13 protein-coding genes and 2 pseudogenes are annotated in these 19633 nt (G+C 64.0%); 7 read left to right on the plus strand and 8 right to left on the minus strand.

Annotation, left to right across the window (positions count from 1 at the left end):
* Window positions 1-24: 24 nt before the first annotated feature.
* Window positions 25-5505 carry a HAMP domain-containing protein gene (locus AC1DMA_RS18685; RefSeq protein WP_478145145.1) on the minus strand — a complete coding sequence of 1827 codons (5481 nt, stop codon included), beginning with the start codon at window positions 5503-5505 and terminating at the stop codon, window positions 25-27.
* 298 nt (window positions 5506-5803) lie between these two features.
* Here AC1DMA_RS18685 and AC1DMA_RS18690 point away from each other — a divergent pair, with 298 nt between their 5' ends.
* The 5 genes from AC1DMA_RS18690 (at window position 5804) to AC1DMA_RS18710 (ending at window position 11356) form a co-directional block, all read left to right on the plus strand.
* The gene (locus AC1DMA_RS18690; protein WP_478125670.1) at window positions 5804-7054 is read left to right on the plus strand and encodes an ABC transporter substrate-binding protein; all 1251 of its coding nucleotides are present in this window, start codon (window positions 5804-5806) and stop codon (window positions 7052-7054) included.
* Window positions 7055-7132: 78 nt separating this feature from the next.
* The gene (locus tag AC1DMA_RS18695; protein WP_478145146.1) at window positions 7133-8008 is read left to right on the plus strand and encodes a branched-chain amino acid ABC transporter permease; all 876 of its coding nucleotides are present in this window, start codon (window positions 7133-7135) and stop codon (window positions 8006-8008) included.
* Between the two features lie 8 nt (window positions 8009-8016).
* Window positions 8017-8949: a branched-chain amino acid ABC transporter permease gene (locus tag AC1DMA_RS18700; protein WP_478125668.1), complete on the plus strand. Its 933-nt coding sequence runs from the start codon at window positions 8017-8019 to the stop codon at window positions 8947-8949.
* 16 nt (window positions 8950-8965) lie between these two features.
* Entirely contained in the window at window positions 8966-10420 is a 1455-nt protein-coding gene (locus AC1DMA_RS18705; protein ID WP_478145201.1) for an ATP-binding cassette domain-containing protein, read from the plus strand.
* 114 nt (window positions 10421-10534) lie between these two features.
* Window positions 10535-11356, plus strand: a complete 822-nt coding sequence (locus AC1DMA_RS18710) for a YihY family inner membrane protein (protein ID WP_478145147.1) — start codon at window positions 10535-10537, stop codon at window positions 11354-11356.
* 17 nt (window positions 11357-11373) lie between these two features.
* Here the strand turns inward: AC1DMA_RS18710 and AC1DMA_RS18715 are convergent, their stop codons facing one another.
* The 5 genes and pseudogenes from AC1DMA_RS18715 to AC1DMA_RS18735 all read right to left on the minus strand — a co-directional run bounded on the left by AC1DMA_RS18715 (window position 11374) and on the right by AC1DMA_RS18735 (window position 15280).
* Window positions 11374-11871, minus strand: coding sequence for a flavodoxin family protein (locus AC1DMA_RS18715; protein WP_478145148.1), 498 nt, complete (start codon window positions 11869-11871; stop codon window positions 11374-11376).
* A 40-nt stretch (window positions 11872-11911) separates the two neighbouring features.
* On the minus strand, window positions 11912-13240 hold the full coding sequence (locus AC1DMA_RS18720; protein WP_478145149.1) for an erythromycin esterase family protein: 1329 nt from the start codon (window positions 13238-13240) through the stop codon (window positions 11912-11914).
* A gap of 12 nt (window positions 13241-13252) precedes the next feature.
* Window positions 13253-13429, minus strand: coding sequence for a hypothetical protein (locus tag AC1DMA_RS18725; RefSeq protein ID WP_478125664.1), 177 nt, complete (start codon window positions 13427-13429; stop codon window positions 13253-13255).
* A 193-nt stretch (window positions 13430-13622) separates the two neighbouring features.
* Window positions 13623-13886, minus strand: a pseudogene (locus AC1DMA_RS18730) (four-helix bundle copper-binding protein); the annotation flags it as partial.
* 152 nt (window positions 13887-14038) lie between these two features.
* Window positions 14039-15280, minus strand: a complete 1242-nt coding sequence (locus AC1DMA_RS18735) for a D-alanyl-D-alanine carboxypeptidase family protein (protein ID WP_478145150.1) — start codon at window positions 15278-15280, stop codon at window positions 14039-14041.
* Between the two features lie 190 nt (window positions 15281-15470).
* On the opposite strand from AC1DMA_RS18735, the gene AC1DMA_RS18740 reads away from it, so the two are divergent.
* Complete coding sequence (locus AC1DMA_RS18740) at window positions 15471-16298, plus strand: class I SAM-dependent methyltransferase (RefSeq protein WP_478145151.1); 828 nt, start codon at window positions 15471-15473, stop codon at window positions 16296-16298.
* 167 nt (window positions 16299-16465) lie between these two features.
* Here AC1DMA_RS18740 and AC1DMA_RS18745 read toward each other — a convergent pair whose 3' ends face one another.
* Window positions 16466-17467 carry a phosphotransferase enzyme family protein gene (locus tag AC1DMA_RS18745; protein WP_478145152.1) on the minus strand — a complete coding sequence of 334 codons (1002 nt, stop codon included), beginning with the start codon at window positions 17465-17467 and terminating at the stop codon, window positions 16466-16468.
* A gap of 102 nt (window positions 17468-17569) precedes the next feature.
* Between AC1DMA_RS18745 and AC1DMA_RS18750 the strand changes: the two genes are divergently transcribed.
* A complete protein-coding gene (locus AC1DMA_RS18750; RefSeq protein ID WP_478125660.1) occupies window positions 17570-18133 on the plus strand; it encodes a dihydrofolate reductase family protein in 564 nt (187 codons plus the stop codon).
* Between the two features lie 112 nt (window positions 18134-18245).
* Here AC1DMA_RS18750 and AC1DMA_RS18755 read toward each other — a convergent pair.
* Window positions 18246-19610, minus strand: a pseudogene (locus tag AC1DMA_RS18755) (MFS transporter); the annotation flags it as partial.
* Window positions 19611-19633: the final 23 nt, after the last annotated feature.

Here is a 19633-nt window from a genome sequence, read left to right on the forward strand (position 1 = left end):
TTTGGGCTATTTGAGTGACTTGGGCTATTTGCATAGCCAGCCTCTCAGCACGACGAAAAGGTGCGCCGTGTCCACGGGCTTGGACAGATAGTCCCACGCACCCGCCTCGATGCACTTCTCGCGATCGCCCTTCATGGCCTTGGCCGTCACCGCGATGAGCGGCAAATGCCTTGCGCACTGGAGCTTGCGCAGCTCGCGCATGGTCTGCATGCCGTCCATCTCCGGCATCATGATGTCCATCAGCACGGCATCGATTCCGGGGTCCTCCTGCACGAGCTGGATGGCATCGCGTCCGTTCTCGGCCGACACCACGACCATCCCCCGCTCTTCCAGCACCGTGGCGAGCGCGAAGATGTTGCGGATGTCGTCGTCGACGATCAGGACCTTCTTGCCGGTCAGGATCTTCGACGTATCGTTCGCCACTTCGACGGCTGCGCGCTCCTGGTCGGTCATGGACGCGATGCCGCGATGCAGCAGGAACGCCGTCGCATCGATCAGCCGTTCGAGAGAGTCCGCCGTGCGGAGCGTCGCATCATGATGGAAGTAGTCCCACGGAGGCTTCGGCGCCGCCGGGGAGGTTCGATACAGCAGGATCGGCAACTGACGCGGCGACGATCTGTTGTCGAGGTATTCGGCCAGATCATCCGAACTGAAGTCCGGCAGCGCGCCGTCTGTGACGAGGCAGTCGATGCGTCCCGCCGCGAACTCCTGGCGCAACGCCTCGCCCGTCTCGACCACCACAGGCTGCAGGTCGCCGCACCGGATGGCGGAGATGTACTGCTCGCGCACCGGCGACGGCTGCAACGCAACCACCAGGCGCTTGGTCGTCGTGAGCACCGATTCATGCAGCTGCCGCAGCGCGACTTCCACTTCGTCGATCGACTGCAAGGGCTTGGCGATGAAGGCGATGGCGCCTGAATCGAGCGCGCGTTCGCGTGAATCATCCGTCGACACCACGCAGATCGGAATATGCCGCGTCGCCAGATCGGCCTTGAGCCTGTCGAGAATCCGCAAGCCCAGCATGTCGGGCAGATGGATGTCGAGCGTGATGAGCGCGGGGCGGTAGTCGCGAATCAGCGCCAGAGAGCCCGCGCCGCTCGGGCTCACGAGGCCCTTGAACCCGCAGTTGTGGCCCGCCTGGAGCAGCATCTTCGCGAACGCGAGGTCGTTCTCCACGATGAGCAGAACCATCTCGCCGGGCAGGATGTTGTCGCGGTCATCACCGGCCACGTTCAGGGCAGCCGAAGCCGGTTCCTCGCTGGGCTCCATGGCCTCGCTTCGAACGGAAGGTCGCACGAGCTGCAACGCAGGCCGCCGCTCCGCGGCGGGTGTCGGCCCCGGCTCGAGCAATGCGCTGCGGCCGGAACGCAGGCTGCGCGACGGGCTGTAGCTCTGAGGCAGATACAGCGTGAACGTGCTGCCTTCGGTCGGAGCGCTGATCAGGCCGATCTCGCCACCCAGCAGCCGCGCGAGCTCCCGGCTGATGGCGAGGCCCAGGCCGGTTCCGCCGTATTTGCGCGAAGTCGATCCGTCCGCCTGCTGGAAGGCTTCGAACACGATCTGCTGCTTGTCAGCGGAAATGCCGATGCCCGTGTCGGACACCGAGAACTTGATGACGCGGATGGCGCGATTGAGCTCCTCATTGCCCGCGCTCCAGCCGGAGCTCGCAGTGGCGACCGACAAGACGACCGAGCCGCGATGGGTGAACTTGAACGCATTCGACAGCAGATTCTTCAGGATCTGCTGCAGCCGCTTCACGTCGGTCACGATGGTCTCGGGCAACACATCCTGTGCGCGGATCTCGAAGCCGACGTGCTTGGCTTCGGCCACGTGCCTGAAGCTGCGTTCGACGGAACGCTCCAGGTCATCCAACCGCAGTTCGCTCACTTCGACCGCCACGGTGCCGGACTCGATCTTCGACAGGTCCAGGATGTCGTTGATCAGCATCAGCAGGTCGTTGCCGGACAAGTGAATGGTCTTGGCGAATTCGAGCTGCTTGGCCGTGAGATTGCCGTCGCTGTTCTTGCAGAGCTGGTCCGACAGGATCAACAGGCTGTTGAGCGGGGTGCGCAGCTCGTGCGACATGTTCGCCAGGAATTCGGACTTGTACTTGGACGTCAACGCCAGCTGCTCGGCCTTCTCTTCCAACGCCTGGCGCGCTTGTTCGACTTCGCGGTTCTTGCGCTCGACCTCCTGGTTCTGGTGCACCAGCAAGCGGGCCTTTTCCTGCAACTCCTCATTGGTCTGTTGCAGTTCCTGCTGACGGCTCTGGAGTTCTTCGGCGAGCGACTGCGACTGCTTGAGCAAGCCCTCCGTGCGCATGTTGGCCGAGATCGTGTTGATCACGATGCCGATCGATTCCGTAAGCTGGTCCAGGAAAGCCTGGTGGGAAGGATTGAACCGCTCCAGCGAAGCCAACTCCATCACGCCGCGCACTTCGCCTTCGAAGACGATCGGCAGCACGATCACGTCCATGGCCGCGCTCTCGCTCAAGCCGGTTGCAACGCGGAATGCACCGCTCGGCACATTGGTGAGCAAGATCTTCGACTTCTCGACGGCGCACTGGCCCACGAGACCCTGCCCGAGCTCGATCTCCTTGCCGTGCGTATTCAGCCCGCCCGACGCATAGCTGCCGAAGAGCTTGAGCCTGGCGGCACCGTGGCCACCGGTCAGCACATAGAACTCCGCCTGCTGCGCACCGACCACCGGCGCCAGTTCCGACAGGATCAGCTGGCCGACCGTCAGCAGATCCTTCTGACCCTGCAGCATTCGACTGAACTTCGCCAGATTGGTCTTGAGCCAATCCTGCTCGGTGTTCTTCTGCGTCGTGTCCTTCAGGTTTCGGATCATCTCGTTGATCGTGTCCTTGAGCGCCGCGACTTCGCCCTGCGCCTTCACGGTGATCGAACGGGTCAGGTCGCCCTGCGTCACCGCGGTGGCCACCTCGGCGATGGCACGCACCTGTGTCGTGAGGTTGGCCGCTAGCTGATTGACGTTCTCCGTGAGCCCCTTCCACGTGCCGGCCGCACCGGGGACCTTGGCCTGCCCGCCCAGCTTGCCTTCCACGCCGACTTCGCGCGCGACCGAAGTCACTTGATCGGCGAAGGTCGCGAGCGTGTCCGTCATGCTGTTGATCGTCTCTGCGAGCGCCGCGATCTCGCCCTTCGCCTCCACGGTGAGCTTCTGCTTCAAGTCGCCCGTGGCGACGGCGGTAACCACCTTCGCAATCCCGCGCACCTGCCCGGTGAGATTGCCGGCCATGAAGTTCACGTTGTCCGTCAGGTCCTTCCACGTGCCCGACACGTCGCGCACCTGCGCCTGTCCGCCGAGCCGGCCTTCGGTGCCCACCTCCCGGGCCACACGCGTCACTTCGGCGGCAAAGGACGAGAGCTGGTCCACCATTGTGTTGATGGTCGCCTTGAGCTCCAGGATCTCGCCCTTCACGTCGACGGTGATCTTCTTCGATAGGTCGCCCGCCGCAACAGCCTTCGTCACGTCGGCGATGTTGCGAACCTGCGAAGTCAGGTTCGACGCCATCAGGTTCACTGAATCGGTCAGGTCCTTCCACGTGCCCGCCACGCCTTGCACATCGGCCTGGCCACCCAGGATGCCTTCGGTGCCCACTTCGAGCGCCACGCGCGTCACTTCGGCGGCGAACGACCGGAGCTGGTCGACCATGGTGTTGACGGTGTTCTTGAGCTCCGAGATCTCGCCCTTCACATCCACCGTGATCTTCTTCGACAGATCGCCCGCCGCCACCGCGGTCGTGACTTCCGCGATGTTGCGCACCTGCGAAGTCAGATTGCCCGCCATCGAGTTGACCGATTCGGTCAAGTCCTTCCATGTGCCGGCAACGCCTTGCACATCCGCCTGGCCACCCAGCTTTCCTTCAGTGCCGACCTCGCGCGCAACGCGCGTCACCTCGGCTGCGAACGACGAGAGCTGATCCACCATCGTGTTGATGGTGTTCTTCAGTTCCGATATCTCGCCCTTCACATCAACGGTGATCTTCTTCGAGAGGTCGCCCGCGGCCACCGCAGTCGTCACTTCCGCGATGTTGCGCACTTGCGAGGTCAGGTTGCCGGCCATGAAGTTGACCGACTCGGTGAGGTCCTTCCATGTCCCCGCAACACCCTGCACGTCCGCTTGCCCACCGAGCTTGCCTTCGGTGCCCACTTCGCGCGCCACGCGCGTCACTTCGGCGGCGAAGGAGCGCAGCTGATCGACCATCGTGTTGATGGTCGCTTTCAGTTCGAGGATTTCGCCCTTCACGTCGACCGTGATCTTCTTCGACAGATCGCCCGCGGCGACCGCCTTGGTCACGTCGGCGATGTTGCGCACCTGGCTCGTCAGGTTGCCCGCCATCGAGTTCACCGAGTCGGTCAAATCCTTCCACGTGCCCGCGACGCCTTGCACGTCGGCCTGCCCACCGAGCTTGCCTTCTGTGCCCACTTCGCGCGCCACGCGGGTCACTTCGGCGGCGAAGGAACGCAGCTGGTCGACCATCGTGTTGATGGTGTTCTTCAGTTCCGAGATTTCGCCCTTGACGTCGACGGTGATCTTCTTCGACAGGTCGCCGGCAGCCACGGCCTTCGTCACGTCGGCGATGTTGCGCACCTGGCTGGTCAGATTGCCCGCCATCGAGTTCACGGAATCGGTCAGGTCCTTCCACGTGCCCGACACACCTTCGACCCGCGCCTGCCCGCCCAGAGAGCCTTCGGTGCCCACCTCCCGCGCAACACGGGTGACTTCGGATGCGAAGGATCGAAGCTGATCGACCATCGTGTTGATGGTGTTCTTCAGCGTCAGGAACTCGCCCTTCACGTCCACATCGATCTTCTTCGAGAGGTCGCCCTTTGCCACCGCGGTCGTCACGTCGGCGATGTTGCGCACCTGATCGGTCAGGTTGCCSGCCATSGAGTTGACSGAGTCGGTGAGGTCCTTCCACGTGCCCGCCACGCCCTTCACCTTGGCCTGCCCGCCGAGCTTGCCTTCGGTGCCCACCTCGCGCGCGACCCGCGTCACTTCCGCCGAGAAGTTGCCGAGCTGCTCGACCATCTTGTTGATGGTCTTGGCGGTGCGCAGGAACTCGCCTTCCAGTTCGCGGCCGTCGACTTCGAGCGCCATGCTCTTGGAGAGATCGCCCTGTGCGACGGCGCCGATGACGCGTGCCACCTCAGTGGTCGGGTGGACGAGATCGTCGATCAGCGCATTGACGCATTCGACCGACTGCCCCCAGAAGCCGCGGCTTTCCGTCAGGAGCGCGCGCTGCTTGAGCTTGCCTTCGCGACCGACGACTCTGCGCAGCCGGGTGAGTTCAGCGGCGAGGTTCGCGTTCTGTTCGACCACGTCGTTGAAGACCTCGGCGACTTTGCCGGCGATGCCGGTCCAGTGCATGGGCAAGCGGACCTTCGCGTCTCCGATTCGCAGCCGTGCGAGAGCGTCGAGCAACAGCTCGAATTCCTCCTGGGGAGCCGCGATCGAAAGTGTTTCTGGAGCATTCATTCTTGTCCTCTCTCTGCACACGGATCCCCTCGCCCCGGGCTTCGCCGGCGGCGCCTGTCTTTGTGGGAAACCGCCCACTATTGCGTACGCCGACTTCGTCTGTAACGTACGACAACCGATGCGTGCGGTAGGACCCAACCTACATACAGAGGCGGCGTCGATCCCTTGCGCTGGGCTGAAGTGGCTTCGGCGGCGGAGGCATGAGGGTAATCATCGAGTCCCTTCGCGAGCTCGTCCGCTTGCCAATCAACCAGCGATATGCAAGATTGTGTCGGCTCGAAACACATAAGGAGACATCATGAAAAGGTACTTCCTTGGTGGCCTCAGCCGTGTCGGCGCCGCTGCAATGATCGCGAGCGGCACACTGGCGACGTTCAGCGCGGCGTTTGCCGCCGATCCGATCAAGATCGGTGTGATCGCGGAGGCGCAGGCTGTTGCCGGCTCTTCGATTGCACCGGCGGCCCAGCTCGCGGCCGAAGAGATCAACGCCAAAGGCGGCGTGGACGGCCGCAAAGTCGAGATCGTCGTCTACGACGACCACTCCTCATCGGCGGAGGCCGTGCGTGCCTTCCAGCGAGCAGTCAGCGAAGACAAGGTCAACGCCGTCATCGCCAGCTATGTTTCCGAAGTCGTGCTGGCGCTGGAGCCTTGGGCCGGGCGGCTCAAGACGCTCATGATCACGCCGGGCGCGGCGTCCGACGTGATCACGCAGAACATCGCCAAGGACTACGAGCACAACAAGTACACGTTCCATGGCTATCTGACTTCGAGCGCGCTCGCGGGGCTGGTCTGCGACGCCGCCAAGGACCTGCTGGTCGAGCCGCACAAGATGAAGACCGCGGTCATCATGAGCGAAGACGCCGCATGGACGACACCGCTGGACGCGGGCTACGAAACCTGCCTGCCCAAGGTGGGACTCAAGGTTCTCGACCATGTCCGCTTCTCGCCCGACACGACGGACTTCACGCCCATCTTCAACAAGATCGAGGCGCAGAAGCCGGACGTCATCATCACCGGCATCTCGCATGTCGGCACGCAGCCGACGGTGCAGTGGAAGAGCCAGCAGGTGCCGCTGCCGATGCTCGGGATCTCGTCGCAAGCCACCAATTCGACCTTCTGGGCGGACACCAACGGCGCGACGGACGGGGTGCTCTTCAATGCGGTGTCCGGTCCCGGTGTGCCCGTGACGCCGAAGACGCTGCCCTTCGTGGCCGCCTACGAGAAGAAGTACGGCAACTCGCCCGCCTACTCCGGCTACACCGCCTATGACGAGGTCTACATGATTGCCGACGCGGTACGCCGCGCCAAGTCGACCGACAGCGACAAGCTCGTGACCGCGATGGAAGCCACCGATTACGTCGGCACCATCGGCCGCATCGCCTTCTTGCCCAAGGGTAATCCGCACGTGCATGGCCTGAAGACCGGCAGCGGCTACATCACGGGCCTGATGCTGCAATGGCAGGACGGCAAACAGATCAACATGTGGCCGAAGAACCTGGCCAACGGCCAGATGAAGTTCCCGGCGTTTGTCAAGCTGCCGGCGAGTTGATCGCGTGGGCCTGGCCTTCGTCCTCAGCCGTGCGCCTGCCATGCGCCGCCCACCGCAAGGTCCGGCGGTGGCACGCGCATGATCTTCTGGCAGATCCTGGTCGATGGCTTCGCCATCAGCGCGCTCTACGCCCTGGGTGCCACGGGCTTCACGCTGATCTTCGGCGTCTCTGGCGTACTCAACCTGTCGCACGGTGCCATCATGGTCGCCGCCGCGGTCGGTGCCTGGGCAGCGGCCGGCGTGCTGCACGTCGGCAACTATGCGGCGGCACTCATCGGCATCGCGGTCGGCGTGGTGCTGGCCTTCGCGACCTACTTCATCACGGTGAGGCCCATTCAACGCTCGCGCAAGATCGCTGAATCCGAGAAAGAAATCTTCATCCTCACCGCGACGCTGCTGTGGGGAATCATCGTGCAGGAAACGGTCGCCTACCTCTTCACAGACAACGCGAAGACCGTACTGCCGATCGTCGAAGGCACGGTGCCGTTTCTGGGTGTGCGAACGCCGACCAACGAGTTCTTTACGGCAGCCGTCTGCTGGCTGGCCATCGGCCTGCTCTGGCTGCTGGTCAACAAGACGCGGCGCGGCAAGGCAGTGCTGGCCGCATCGATGAATGCGCGCGGGGTCACTCTGCTGGGCATCGAGTTGTCGAGCATCTATCTCACGGTGTGGCTGGTGTATGGGCTGCTGGCTGGCATTGCCGGCATCCTGCTGGGCATGTTCCTCGGCGTGAGTTCATACAGCGTCGGTCCACTCACGGCGAGCGCCTTTTCGATCGTGGTGCTCGGAGGCCTCGGCAGCGTCTCGGGCTCGTTGATTGCCGCCTATGTGGTCGGCTACCTGGAGACCGTGACCGCCTACATGATCTCGCCCGCCTACCGAACCATTCCGTCGCTCATCCTGCTGATCATCGTCATGTACGTGCGGCCCCAGGGGCTGTTCGGGCGGAGGTAGCCAAAGCCATGCGCCCTGTCTTCACGTCCCGGCTCTTCTGGATCGCAATCGCAGTGCTCGCGGTGGGCGCGGTGCTTCCGGGCTTCGCCTCGGGCTATGTGCTGGGCCTGCTCACGGTGGCGTTCTATACGGCAGTGTTCGCGATGTCCTGGGATTTGCTGTTCGGCTTCGCTGGCGAGGTCAACTTCGGGCCGACCTTCCTCATCGGGCTGGGCGCCTACACGGCCGGCATCCTCGATGCGCGGCTCTCGCCGGAAATATCGATCTGGATGTGCGTGCTGGCCGGCGCCGCGATGGCTGTCCTCGGCGGCGTGGTGCTCGCACTGCCTGCACTGCGCCTGCGGGGCCCGTATTTCGGCCTCACCACGCTCGTCGCCGTGCTGATGCTGCAAAACTTCGTCGTCGTCTTCGCGGGATTGACCGGCGGTGAGATCGGGCTGTCGGTGCCTGACGTGATGTCGATCAGCGCTACGACCAATTACTGGATCGCCTTCGGCTTCATGGCGGTCAGCGGCGCGGTGCTCTTCGGCCTTTCACGGTCACCGGCCGGGCTCATCCTCCAAGCGAGTGGGCAAGACGCAGTGCAGGCCGGCGCGCTCGGCTTCAACGTGGCCAAGCACAAGCTGGCGGCCTTCATCGTCAGCGCTTTCTTCTCGGGCTTCGCAGGCGCGCTGATGGTCTTCTACATGGGCACGGCTTCGGTCGGCACCTTCGTCAACCTCTCGGTCGGCGTGCAGATCATCATCGCGGCCGTTCTCGGTGGCCGGCGAACGGTGGTCGGCGCGGCGATCGGCGCGATCTTCCTGATCGGCATGGGCGAACTGCTGCGGCCGCTGGGTGAACTGGCGACGCTGATCGTCTCGGTCATGGCACTGCTGGTGATCCTGTTCTTTCCCGATGGCTTCCTCGGCATGCTGCACGGAGGCAGGCGCCGTGGGTGAGCGTGAAGCAGCGCCGATGCTGGAGGTATCCGGCCTCACCAAACGGTACGGCGGTCTCGTCGCCGTGAAGGAGCTCGCCTTTGCGATCCGGCCGGGCGAGATCCTCGGCCTCATCGGGCCCAACGGCTCGGGCAAGTCGACCGCGATGAAGACCATCATGGGGGTCGAACAGCCGACCGCTGGCTCGATCAAGCTCGATGGCGTGGAGATCGGCGGACTGGCCTCGCACAAGGTGGCGCGCCTGGGCGTGGGTCTGGTGTTCCAGCATTCGCGCCCGCTGCAACGCCAGACGGTCCTGGAAAACATCAAGGTCGCGCTGCTGCCCGATCGGTTGACGCAGTTGTTCGCCGGCACCGAAGTCGACGCCAAGGCGCGCTCCATTGCCGATCGCGTCGGCCTCACTGCGGTCATCGATCGCAAGCCGCCCACACTCGCTTTCGCGGACCTGCGGCGGCTGGAGTTGGCGAAGGCGATCGCCCGGCATCCGAAGCTGGTGCTGGTCGACGAGCCTTTTGCCGGACTGACGACGCGCGAGGTGGCTGCCTTTTCCGAGCTGATCCGCGAGTTTCGCGATGAAGGCCGCGCGGTCCTGCTGGTGGATCACAACGTCAAGGGCGTGTCGGCGCTGGTGGACCGCGTGCTGGCGATGTACCTGGGCGAGCGAATCGCCGAAGGCGCCGCTGCCGACGTGATGAAAGACGAGACCGTGCGCCGGGTCTACCTGGGCGGCGCGCTGACGCGAACGGGCCGTGAGTCGACTGTTTCCACGGATCGCGCGCCGATCCTTCAGGTGGAGAACGTCGGCGTGCTGTACGGCAAGGCGCTCGCGCTGCAGGACGTTTCGCTGCACGTGCGCGAAGGCGAATTCGTCTCGTTGGTGGGCTTGAACGGTGCCGGCAAAACCACGCTCTTCAACGCGATCTCGGGGCTGGTGCCCTATTCCGGCACGGTGAAGTGGGCCGGCGAATCATTGCAAGGACGCACCGCCGCGGAGATCGCGCGCGGAGGCGTCGTCCATTGTCCGGAGACGCGCGAACTCTTCGGCGACATGAGCGTGCGCGAGAACCTCGATCTCGGCGGCAACACGCTCGACAAGGCCGAGCGCGCGGAGCGTCTCGACTGGATGTTCGAGATGTTCCCGATCCTGCGCGATCGACAGTCGCAGTTGGCGCGCACCTTGAGCGGCGGCGAGCAGCAGATGCTCGCCATTGCGCGGGCATTGATGATGAAGCCCCGGTTGCTGATCCTCGATGAGCCGACGCTGGGACTCGCGCCGGTGATCCTGGAAGTGTTGTCGAAGGCCCTGGAACGACTGCGCAGCACGACGTCGATCAGTGTGTTGCTCGGAGAGCAGAACGTGACCTTCGCCCTGCCGCATGCCGATCGCGTCTACGTGCTCGACCATGCGCGCGTGGTCTGGGAAGGACCGCCGGGGCGCTTCGAGCAAGAAGCCGGCGCGACCTACCTGTAAGGGCCAGCGCGCGGCCAGCACGGTCGTGGCGCTCAAGATCGGACCATCGGACAATCGGCGTCCGCCGCGGCAGTCTTGCCCGCGAAGCCAGCCGACCTTTCTCTTCAGCGATACATGTTCACCCTGACCCGTTTGACGATCCAGCGCGCAAGGAACGAGCGCCTGCCTCAGGTTGCCGGGAGCCTGACCTTCACCACCTTGCTGTCCGTCGTGCCGTTGCTCGCGGCCAGCTTCGCGCTCTTCACGCATTTCCCGATCTTTAAGCACCTCAGGAATACGCTCCAGGAGTCGTTGCTGAGCAGGCTGCTCCCCACGGACATCGCGCGCACCGTGTTGAGATACCTGAACCAGTTCGCCGGCAATGCCAGCAGCCTGACATGGGTCGGCTCGCTGTTCCTGCTGGGCACGGCGGTCGCGATGCTGTTGACGGTGGAGAACGCGCTGAACCAGATGTGGAAGGTCAAGAAGAACCGGCCGTTCTTCAAGCGAGTCGGCCTGTACCTCCTGATGTTGGCGATCGGCCCGCCGGTCGTGGGCCTGAGCCTTTGGGCGACTTCATATCTGCTGGGCACCTCCATGGGCCTGCTGGGTGTGTTGCCCCGATCGCTCGCGTTCGTGTTCGATCTGGGGCCGCTCGTCCTCGGCGTCGCTGCACTGACGAGCATGTTCTACCTCGTTCCGAACACCGAGGTCCGGCTGCGCGATGCGCTCGCGGGCGGCTTGATCGCCAGCATCGCCTTCGAGCTCGGCAAGCGGGGCTTCACGGCGTATCTCGTCAAGGTGCCTACGTACAAGGCCCTCTACGGAGCCTTCGCCGCTCTCCCGATGTTCTTGCTGTGGGTCTACTTCTCGTGGCTGGTCACGCTGGTCGCGGCGATGACGACTGCGAATCTGGCTCTGGCTCGACAGAGACCGGGCAAGCGCGGTCGCGCCTAGCCTGCCGCAGACGACGATCAGTAGATGCCCAGTGCCAGCCCGGTCGCGAGAGCGGCCCCGAGCTCCCGGCATTGCGCGAGATCTTCGACGCCGATCGTCTTGGGCCGCGCAATGGCTTCGGGTGTCTGCGCGTGAGTGCAGACGATCAACGCCGGGGCGACGCTGCGCAGCCGCCAGCCCGTCGCGATGCGATCGATCTGCCGGACAGCGTTCTGGCCGTCGCTGCCGGCGCACACCATCGCTGCATAGGGCCGGCCGTTCACGCGGTCCAGCGCCGCGTAGTAGCAGCGATCGAAGAAGTCCTTCATCAGCCCCGCCATGGAAGCCAGGTTCTCCGGTGTCGCAAATAGATAGGCATCGGCGCCCAGCACGTCATCGGGGCCGGCCTCCGGCGCGCGCAGCAAGCGCACACGAACGCCGGGTTCATCGCGCGCACCTTGGACGGCGGCCTGCGCCATCTGTTCGGTGCCGCCAGTCATGGTGTGATAGACGACGAGCAGCGTCTTGGAGGTCATGCCGCCAGCATAGCGGCCCTCTCCCGTGCTGCTTGCGTCGCTACTTTCCGGAAGGGAAGGTTTCCGGCACTTCGGCGGAGTGCCATTCGACACTGTGATCGAGCGGACGCAATGCCCGAGTGCTGTCGATGTGCACGATCGCGTCGAACTGGTCCGCCGGCTCGGCCAGGAAGTAATGGCTCGCGCGCTCGGTTTCCGGGCGGTAGATGACGCCGATGGCGCGTTCCAACCGTCGCTCGCGCAAGGCATCCGCGTGGAGCCCGCCATCGCGCAATGGCAGGAAGAAGCGCGGCAGGCCCGTCGAATGGAGCACATGTTCGACGCTGTCCTCCCTTGAGGGAACCACACGCTTGAACTCCGTCGGCGCGCCCCAATCGGACGCAGCCGTGACCGTGCCCGTGTGCGTCGTGAACCCGATGAGGACTGCATCGCTGGCGTGTCGTTCACGCATGAGCTGGCCGACATTGAGTTCGCCCCGGCGGCCCATTTCGGTAGCCCGTGCATCACCCAGGTGCGAGTTGTGGGCCCAGACGATGATGCGCGGGCGCACGCCGTCCTTCTTCAGGTGCGTGTCGATGGCGTCGAGCGACTCCACCATGTGCCGGTCGCGCAGGTTCCATGACGAAACATTGCTCAGGTACATCGAGCGGTAGTAGGCTTCGGCGTTCTTCACGAGACGGGCGTTTTGCTCGGCATCGAACGCGTCCTCGCCATCGTCGTAAGCTCCGGCGGCACGCGCCTGCCGCCGCAGCTCGACAAGTGTCTTGATGACTTCCTCTTCGCATCCCGGCAGTCCGCGCAGGCCGGTCATCATTCCGTAGACGTTGCTGTCCTCGCCGAATCGATCGAAGCAGGCATAGCGTTCACGCGTGGCTTGCGCGAGCTCTGGGTGGGCGTTGTCGAGATATTGCAGGACGGCGTCCATGGAGGCATGGAGGCTGTACATGTCCATGCCATAGAAGCCGCACTGAAGATCGGCCGGACGAGCGCTATTGAAGTCACGCAGCCATTCGACGAATTCCTGCACAACCGTGTTGCGCCACATCCACGTCGGAAAGCGCTTGAACCCGCCCAGCGCTTCAACGGCGGACGCATCGCCGCCCAAACCGCGCACGAATCGATTCACGCGGTTGGCGTCGGGCCAGTCGCCTTCGATCGCCACCGCGTTGAACTGGCCATAGGCCAGAAGCTGGCGCGTGATTCGTGCGCGCTCTGCATAGAAATCGTGCGTGCCGTGCGAGGCTTCCCCCAGGAGAACATAGTGCGCATCGCCAATCCATGCCTGCAGTGCGCTCCAGTCGTGTTCAGTGCCCATCGGCACCGCTGCGGAGCGCACCGCGGACGCTGCCTGTGCCGCGCTCGTGGACATGGCTGCCCGGCGTCAAGCGCCCGTCCTGCCCCTGCGCTGCTGGGACTGGTTGGAACTTCCGGCTTGCGTCTCGCGGTCGTTGCGGCTGTCGGTCGTACGCCGGCCTTCGTTTTTCTGGGTCGATGGCTGCGCACCGGTCTTGTTGTGCTGCGAGCCCGTGCTCTCCGAGGGATTCCTGGCCTTGCTCATGGCTGCTCCTTTGCTGTCTGGAACACCCCACTTTCGGCACACAGTGCTGAGCCGGCCATCGGACCCGGGCGCTGCACAGTGGCGGCGTTCGCTGACACGATAGTGTCTTGGAGCGCCTTGGCGCAGTTCGGGCCGCCATCTTTCGGYACTCTTCCGCGCACTTCCGGCAGGCCGCTGCACAGGCTTGGCAGTGATCATGCGGATGCCTCGCGCACTCATCGCCGCACGCCTGGCACACCTCGGCGCACAAGCGGCACAGTTGGCGGGCGAAATCACTGCCGCGGGACATATAGCCAGCCGAGAGCCTGCAAATGGCCGCGCAGTCCATGTCGAGCGCGATGCAACGCGCCATGGCCTTGACGTCCGGGTCCTGCAGGCAGGCTGTCGAGCAGTGGTCGCACGCATCGGCGCAAGCGTTGCACGCGTCGATACAAGACTGGTGTTGTAGGTGGGCCATCGCGGATTCCTTCAGACGAGCTGTCGTTGAACGAATGCGGCCGCTGATCGGCCGCGGATGACCTACGTTTACCCCTCGATTTCCCGCAAGCTGTGTCGGACTTCGCCCACAGTGCCGTCAGACCACTGGGGCGAAGCACGCATCGGCATCGCTCATTTGCCGAACAACCTGGTCACGTGCTGCCACGAGCGCAGCATCAAGCCCGAGCGTTCCACATCGGCCTGCGCGACCAGCGGCGCTTCGCCCACCGGCTTGCCATTCGAGTTCGCGACCACCTTGCCGATGACTGCGCCCTTGGCCACAGGAGCCTCCAGGTCCGGCTTGATCTGCACCGAGGTTTGCACCTGCTGGCCGCGCGGCACAGTCACCGTCCAGGGAGAGGCCAGAGCCGCGGCAACGGTGTCGGCCTTGCCGAAGCTCACCTTGGGCGTCGCGACGACGGCGTTCGGCTGAATGGGCGTCGCCTTCTCGAAGTTGCTGAAGCCCCAGCCGAGCAGCGCGCGCGTCTCGTCGGCACGTGCCTGCGCGCTGTTGGTGTTGAGAATCACCGTGATCAGGCGCATCCCGTTGCGCTTGGACGAAGTGACGAGGCAGTAGCCCGCCTCTTGCGTGTGGCCGGTCTTCAGTCCGTCGACCGTCGGGTCGGTGTAGAGCAACGCATTGCGGTTGCCCTGCTTGATACCGTTGAACTTGAACTCGCGCTCCGCGTACATCGGATAGAAATCGGCGCTGTCGCGGATGATGGCGCGCGCCAGGATCGCGAGGTCGCGCGCAGAGGCCTTGTGATCCGGGTCGGGAAGGCCGGTGGCGTTCACGAAATGCGTGTGCGTCATGCCGAGGCGCTGGGCTTCGGCGTTCATGAGCTTGGCAAAGCCCTCTTCGGAGCCGGCCATATGCTCGGCAATGGCCTTGGACGCATCGTTGCCCGACTGGATGATGATGCCGCGCAGGATGTCGACCACCGTCGCCTGGCTGTTCAGCGGCAGGTACATGCATGACTCCGTGCTCGAGCCGCGGCACCAGGCGTTCTGGCTGACGGTCACAAGATCGTCCTTTTTGAGCTTGCCCGAGCGAATCGCCTGCTCGACGAGGAAGCTCGTCATCATCTTGGTCAGCGATGCGGGCGGGAGCGGCTCGTCAGGATTGGACGAGGCGAGCACCTCGCCGGAGTCGAAGTCCATCAGCAGCCACGCCTTGGCCGGGAGCGCCGGCGGCCCGCCGGCGACAGCGGTTTGTCCCGCTGCTGGCGCCACTGCAGGCGCTTCGGCCACGGGCTTCTTGTGGGTTGCAGGCTTGGCGGCGTGAGAGGCCGCGAAGGACACGGAATGGGGGATCAGGGCGCCCGCGGTGATTGCGAAGACGAGCGGGAGAATGGAGAAGATCTTGGGTTGCATGGGTTTTCAGGGGGCAGGAACGGCGATTGTGGCGGATCGAGCATCGATTTTCGACCGTGCACAGAGGATTGAAGATAGCAGCGCAAATTCGGCGCATCCGGTTGCGGTGCAGGCCTGACATGGTCGCGGAGGGCCTAGCGAGTACGGTTCGCGCGTCAAAAGAAAATTTGTGAGGATTCGTAGCCGGACCGTGCGCGCCGGAACGAGCTTCGAGTGCGGGTCCACGGCGTTTGTAAACTGGCACACCCATCTCACCCAAAAAAGCATGGACTTCTACGACGACCTCGCTCCCCTGTACCACTTGCTATTTCCGGATTGGAGCAACAGCATCCGGCGGCAGGGCGAGCAACTCGATCAGGTCATCCAATCAGAATGGCCTGGACATCGGAAGGTGCTGGACGTTTCTTGCGGTATTGGAACGCAGACCTTTGCGCTTGCCGGCCGCGGCTACTCTGTCATTGGGTCAGATCTGTCGCCCAAGGAGATCGAACGTGCCCGGCGCGAAGCGGACGCCCGCGGCATGGCTATCGACTTCAAAGTCGGTGACATGCGCAAGGCTCATGAGAACCACGGCACCGGATATGACCTCGTCATGTCGTGCGACAACTCAGTGCCGCACCTGTTGACTGACGACGATCTGCTTGTGGCATTCCAGCAATTCTTCGCGTGCCTAAGGCCGGGCGGCGGATGCGTCGTCACGGTCAGAGACTATGACAAGGAAGAGCGTGGCGCGAACTTGGTCAAGCACTATGGAGCTCGGGTCGAGGGCGGCAAACGCTACGTGCCGTTCCAGGTCTGGGACTTTGATGGCGACCACTACGACCTGTCGTTTTTCGTCGTTGAAGACGAAGCGACGACCGGTCAGGTGAAGACGCATGTGATGCGATCGAGGTACTACGCAGTCTCGGTCGCCCGCCTTTGCGAGCTGATGCTGGCGGCTGGGTTCGAGAGCGTGAAGAGGATCGACAACGCGTTCTACCAGCCTGTCCTGGTGGGCACCAAGCCCGTGGCTGGTTAGACAGCTTCTTGAGAGGACGCGCATCGAATGCGAAACGCGATGCGCAGGGAGCCCGTCCAAACCGGACCGGACCGGACCGAACCTGAGCCCGGCTCGGCTCGGCTCGGCTCGGCTCGGCTCGGCTCGGCAAATCTTCGCGCCATGAGCGCTTTGATTTTTGCGCAGCCCTACAGCGGCAGCTCCAGAGTCTCCCAGTTGCGCAACATGGTCACCTGTCGACGCAGGTAGTCAGTCGGAATTGCCTGAGAGCCCCAGACGGGAATACGGCCCGCGTACTCTCCGAGCAGCCAAAACTGCCGCACTGCCATGAAGCGAGCGATGGCGAAGAGGTCAACGTCGGCGACGGGGTTTGTATCGCGGTACGCAGAGATAAAGTTCCGCCATTGCGTCTTCGCTTTTTCGCTCGGTACGCCGTCGGGCGTGCGCGGGCACAGGCTCCACAGATAAACCGCCAGCTCGTAGGCCAGGAAACCAGGTCCCGCCTCGTCGAAGTCAAAGAACACTGCCTTGCGTTGGCCTTTTGCATCGAGCACGATGAAGTTGTTGCTGCCGTGCGCGTCTCCATGGCAAAGCACGCGGCTGAGATCCCCCAGCGCCGAGATTTCATCGTGCAGGCGATGCCCGAGCATCTCGAACTGTGGGCGCAGCTCGGCAGTCATCGTCGGCGCGCGCAGCAGGCCTTCGAGAGGTCGCAACAGCAGGTAGTCCAGGTCAAGGCAATAGGCGCTCGGCGGCCCTTGATAGCTTTCGCCGCCGATGTGCAAGGAGGCCAGTCCCTGCGCGAAGGCTTGGATGTCTTCGGCCGATTCGCCCGTGAACTCGCCCTCGAGATGCTCGAAGAGCATCAGCGCCCGAGGGCCCTCGGGCAACGGCACCTGTATGGCGACTTGCCCATCGGCAGTAGGCAAGCAACGGGCTACGGCGCATCCGACCTGTGCCCAATGGTCCAACGCGGCTGATTCGAACAAGACGTTGGGCTCGCCTCGCGGACGCTCGGCACAGAGTCGCGCCACGACACGTTGTCCGCTGGCAAAGCCCAGTCTGTAGACCTGATTGAAGCTTCTTCGCAGGAATTCGCTCTCGACGACCTTTCCCAGTGCGTAGTGTTCCTGAACGAGCACCGCGATGCTGGCGGCGGTTGGAGTGGATTGCGCGATTTCGAACTGCATCCTGGCCCCCGAGGAAAAAGGGCGCGATTATGCCGGGGGCGGTGGAATGCGAGTCACCGCACTTGCTAACGTCAGAATTTCAAAGAAAGCCCATGAATACCCATGAAAACCCAGTACTTCACATCGACAAGCCTTGACGGATTCCTGGCGACCGAGGACGACTCACTCGAGTGGCTTTTCCCGCTGGGGAGCCTGGACAACTCCAGCTATCCGGACTTCATCTCGAAAGTCGGTGCCTTGGCAATGGGCTCTGCGACCTATGAATGGATGGTGCGCAATGCTGAAACGGTTGCTGCCGAGACCGGCTCGCCGTGGCCGTACACCCAGCCGGCATGGGTGTTTTCCAGCCGCAATCTTCCGGCAATTGCCGGAGCAGACATTCGGTTCGTCAGCGGCGACGTGCAAACGATCCACTCGGAAATGCAGTCGGCCGCTGGCGGCAAGAACATATGGATCGTTGGAGGTGGCGACCTCGCCGGCCAATTCCACGATGCCGGTCTGCTGGATGAACTCATCATCCAGATTGGCTCGGCGACTCTTGGCAAAGGCAAGCCCCTGTTCCCGCGGAGAGTGCTGAGCCCGAGCCTGCGCCTGGTGTCCGTTCAACAGATGGGTGCTGGCATGGCGGAACTGCGCTATGAAGTGAACAACTTCTCAACAAACTGACCACTCCGCCAGCCAACGCTGCCAATGCCGCGAGGGTCAATCCCCAGTGCACAGCACCGGCCGATGGCAGCAACGCGAACAAGAGTCCCATCGATAGGCCGCCGAGTGTCAATCCCGTAAGCCGCGCGGTTCCCTGGGCACCTCCGGCCGCTCCGCTCCGCTCTTTCGGGGCAGCCAGCAGCATGTTCTGGTTGTTGGGCGTCTGGAAGAATCCAAAGCCGAGTCCTGCCAGGCTCGTGAAGATGGTCAACGGCAGCCGAGGATCACCGTGAAGCGGCCACACGGCGCACAACGCGAGGCCGGTCGCGAGGCACGCACCTCCGGCTGCGCAAAGCCACGCCGTCGGCACTCGCTTGGCCAGTCGCGCCGACAACGGCGCAGCCACCATCACTGCCAGAGGCCACGGCGTCATCAAGGCGCCGGTCGCCATGGCGCTCAAGCCCAGCTCATGCTGGAAGTAGAAGGGCAACGCCAGGTAGCCGATCATTTGGCCGGTAAAGCAGCACACAGACGCGACGATCGAAAGCCGAAACGATCGCACCCGCAGAAGGTCGAGCGGGATGAGCGGCGCCGCCTTGGGCTTCTCGCGCCGAACCAGCAGAACCATCGAACCGGCAGCCGCAGCGAGCAATGCGGCGCCGCACCACGGCGACGAAGGCAGCCGATCGCTGCCCAGCACCACGGCCGCGAACATGATCGCGTTGAGGGCGATGCTCACGAGGTCGATGCGACGGCCAGTGCCTCGCGGGTTCGGCAATCCGGCACAGGCGACCAGCACCAGGGCGCCAATCGGCAGGTTCACGGCGAAGAGCCACGGCCAGCTCGCGACCGACAGCAAGGCGGCACCGACGGCCGGCCCCGCCGCCGAGGCGCCTGCCACCGCCAGCGCGTTCCATGCGATCGCCTGGCCCAGCAATCGGCGCGGATAGGTGAAGCGCAACAGCGCAAGGCCCAGCGGCATCACGGCAGCACCGCCCAGGCCCTGAAGGCACCTTGCCGCCAGCAGCCAGGGCAATGACGGCGCCAGCGCGCACATCACCGAAGCCGCGGTGAACAGCGCGACACCGCCAGCGAACACACGTCGATAGCCGAGGCTCTCGCCGATGGCCGAAGCGGGCAGCAGGAACATCACCACCGCGAGCTGATAGGCGGTGACGATCCAGACAGCGTTGGCCGGCGCAGCCCCCAGTTGCTGGGCAATGCTCGGTAGTGCGACGTTGGCGATGGCGCCGTCGAGCACCACGAGCACGCCCGCACCGAGGATCGCGGCGACCGCCGCGCAGCGCTGGGGCAGTGGCAGACCGTCCAGCTCGCTTGCCGCAGCGGATTCGGCGCGGCGGGCGACGGTGGGAGAGTCTGGTTCGAGGACAGGTGACAACATACGTAGATTCCATCTGGGCACGCTCGATCGCGCCAAGTCAGCATAGGTCGAGGGTGTCGGCCCAACCAGCGCGTGGCGCGCATCTTGTTGATGCATGCGGCGCCACCCTTGCGCTCCCA

Source organism: Variovorax sp. 05N34, assembly GCF_056397405.1.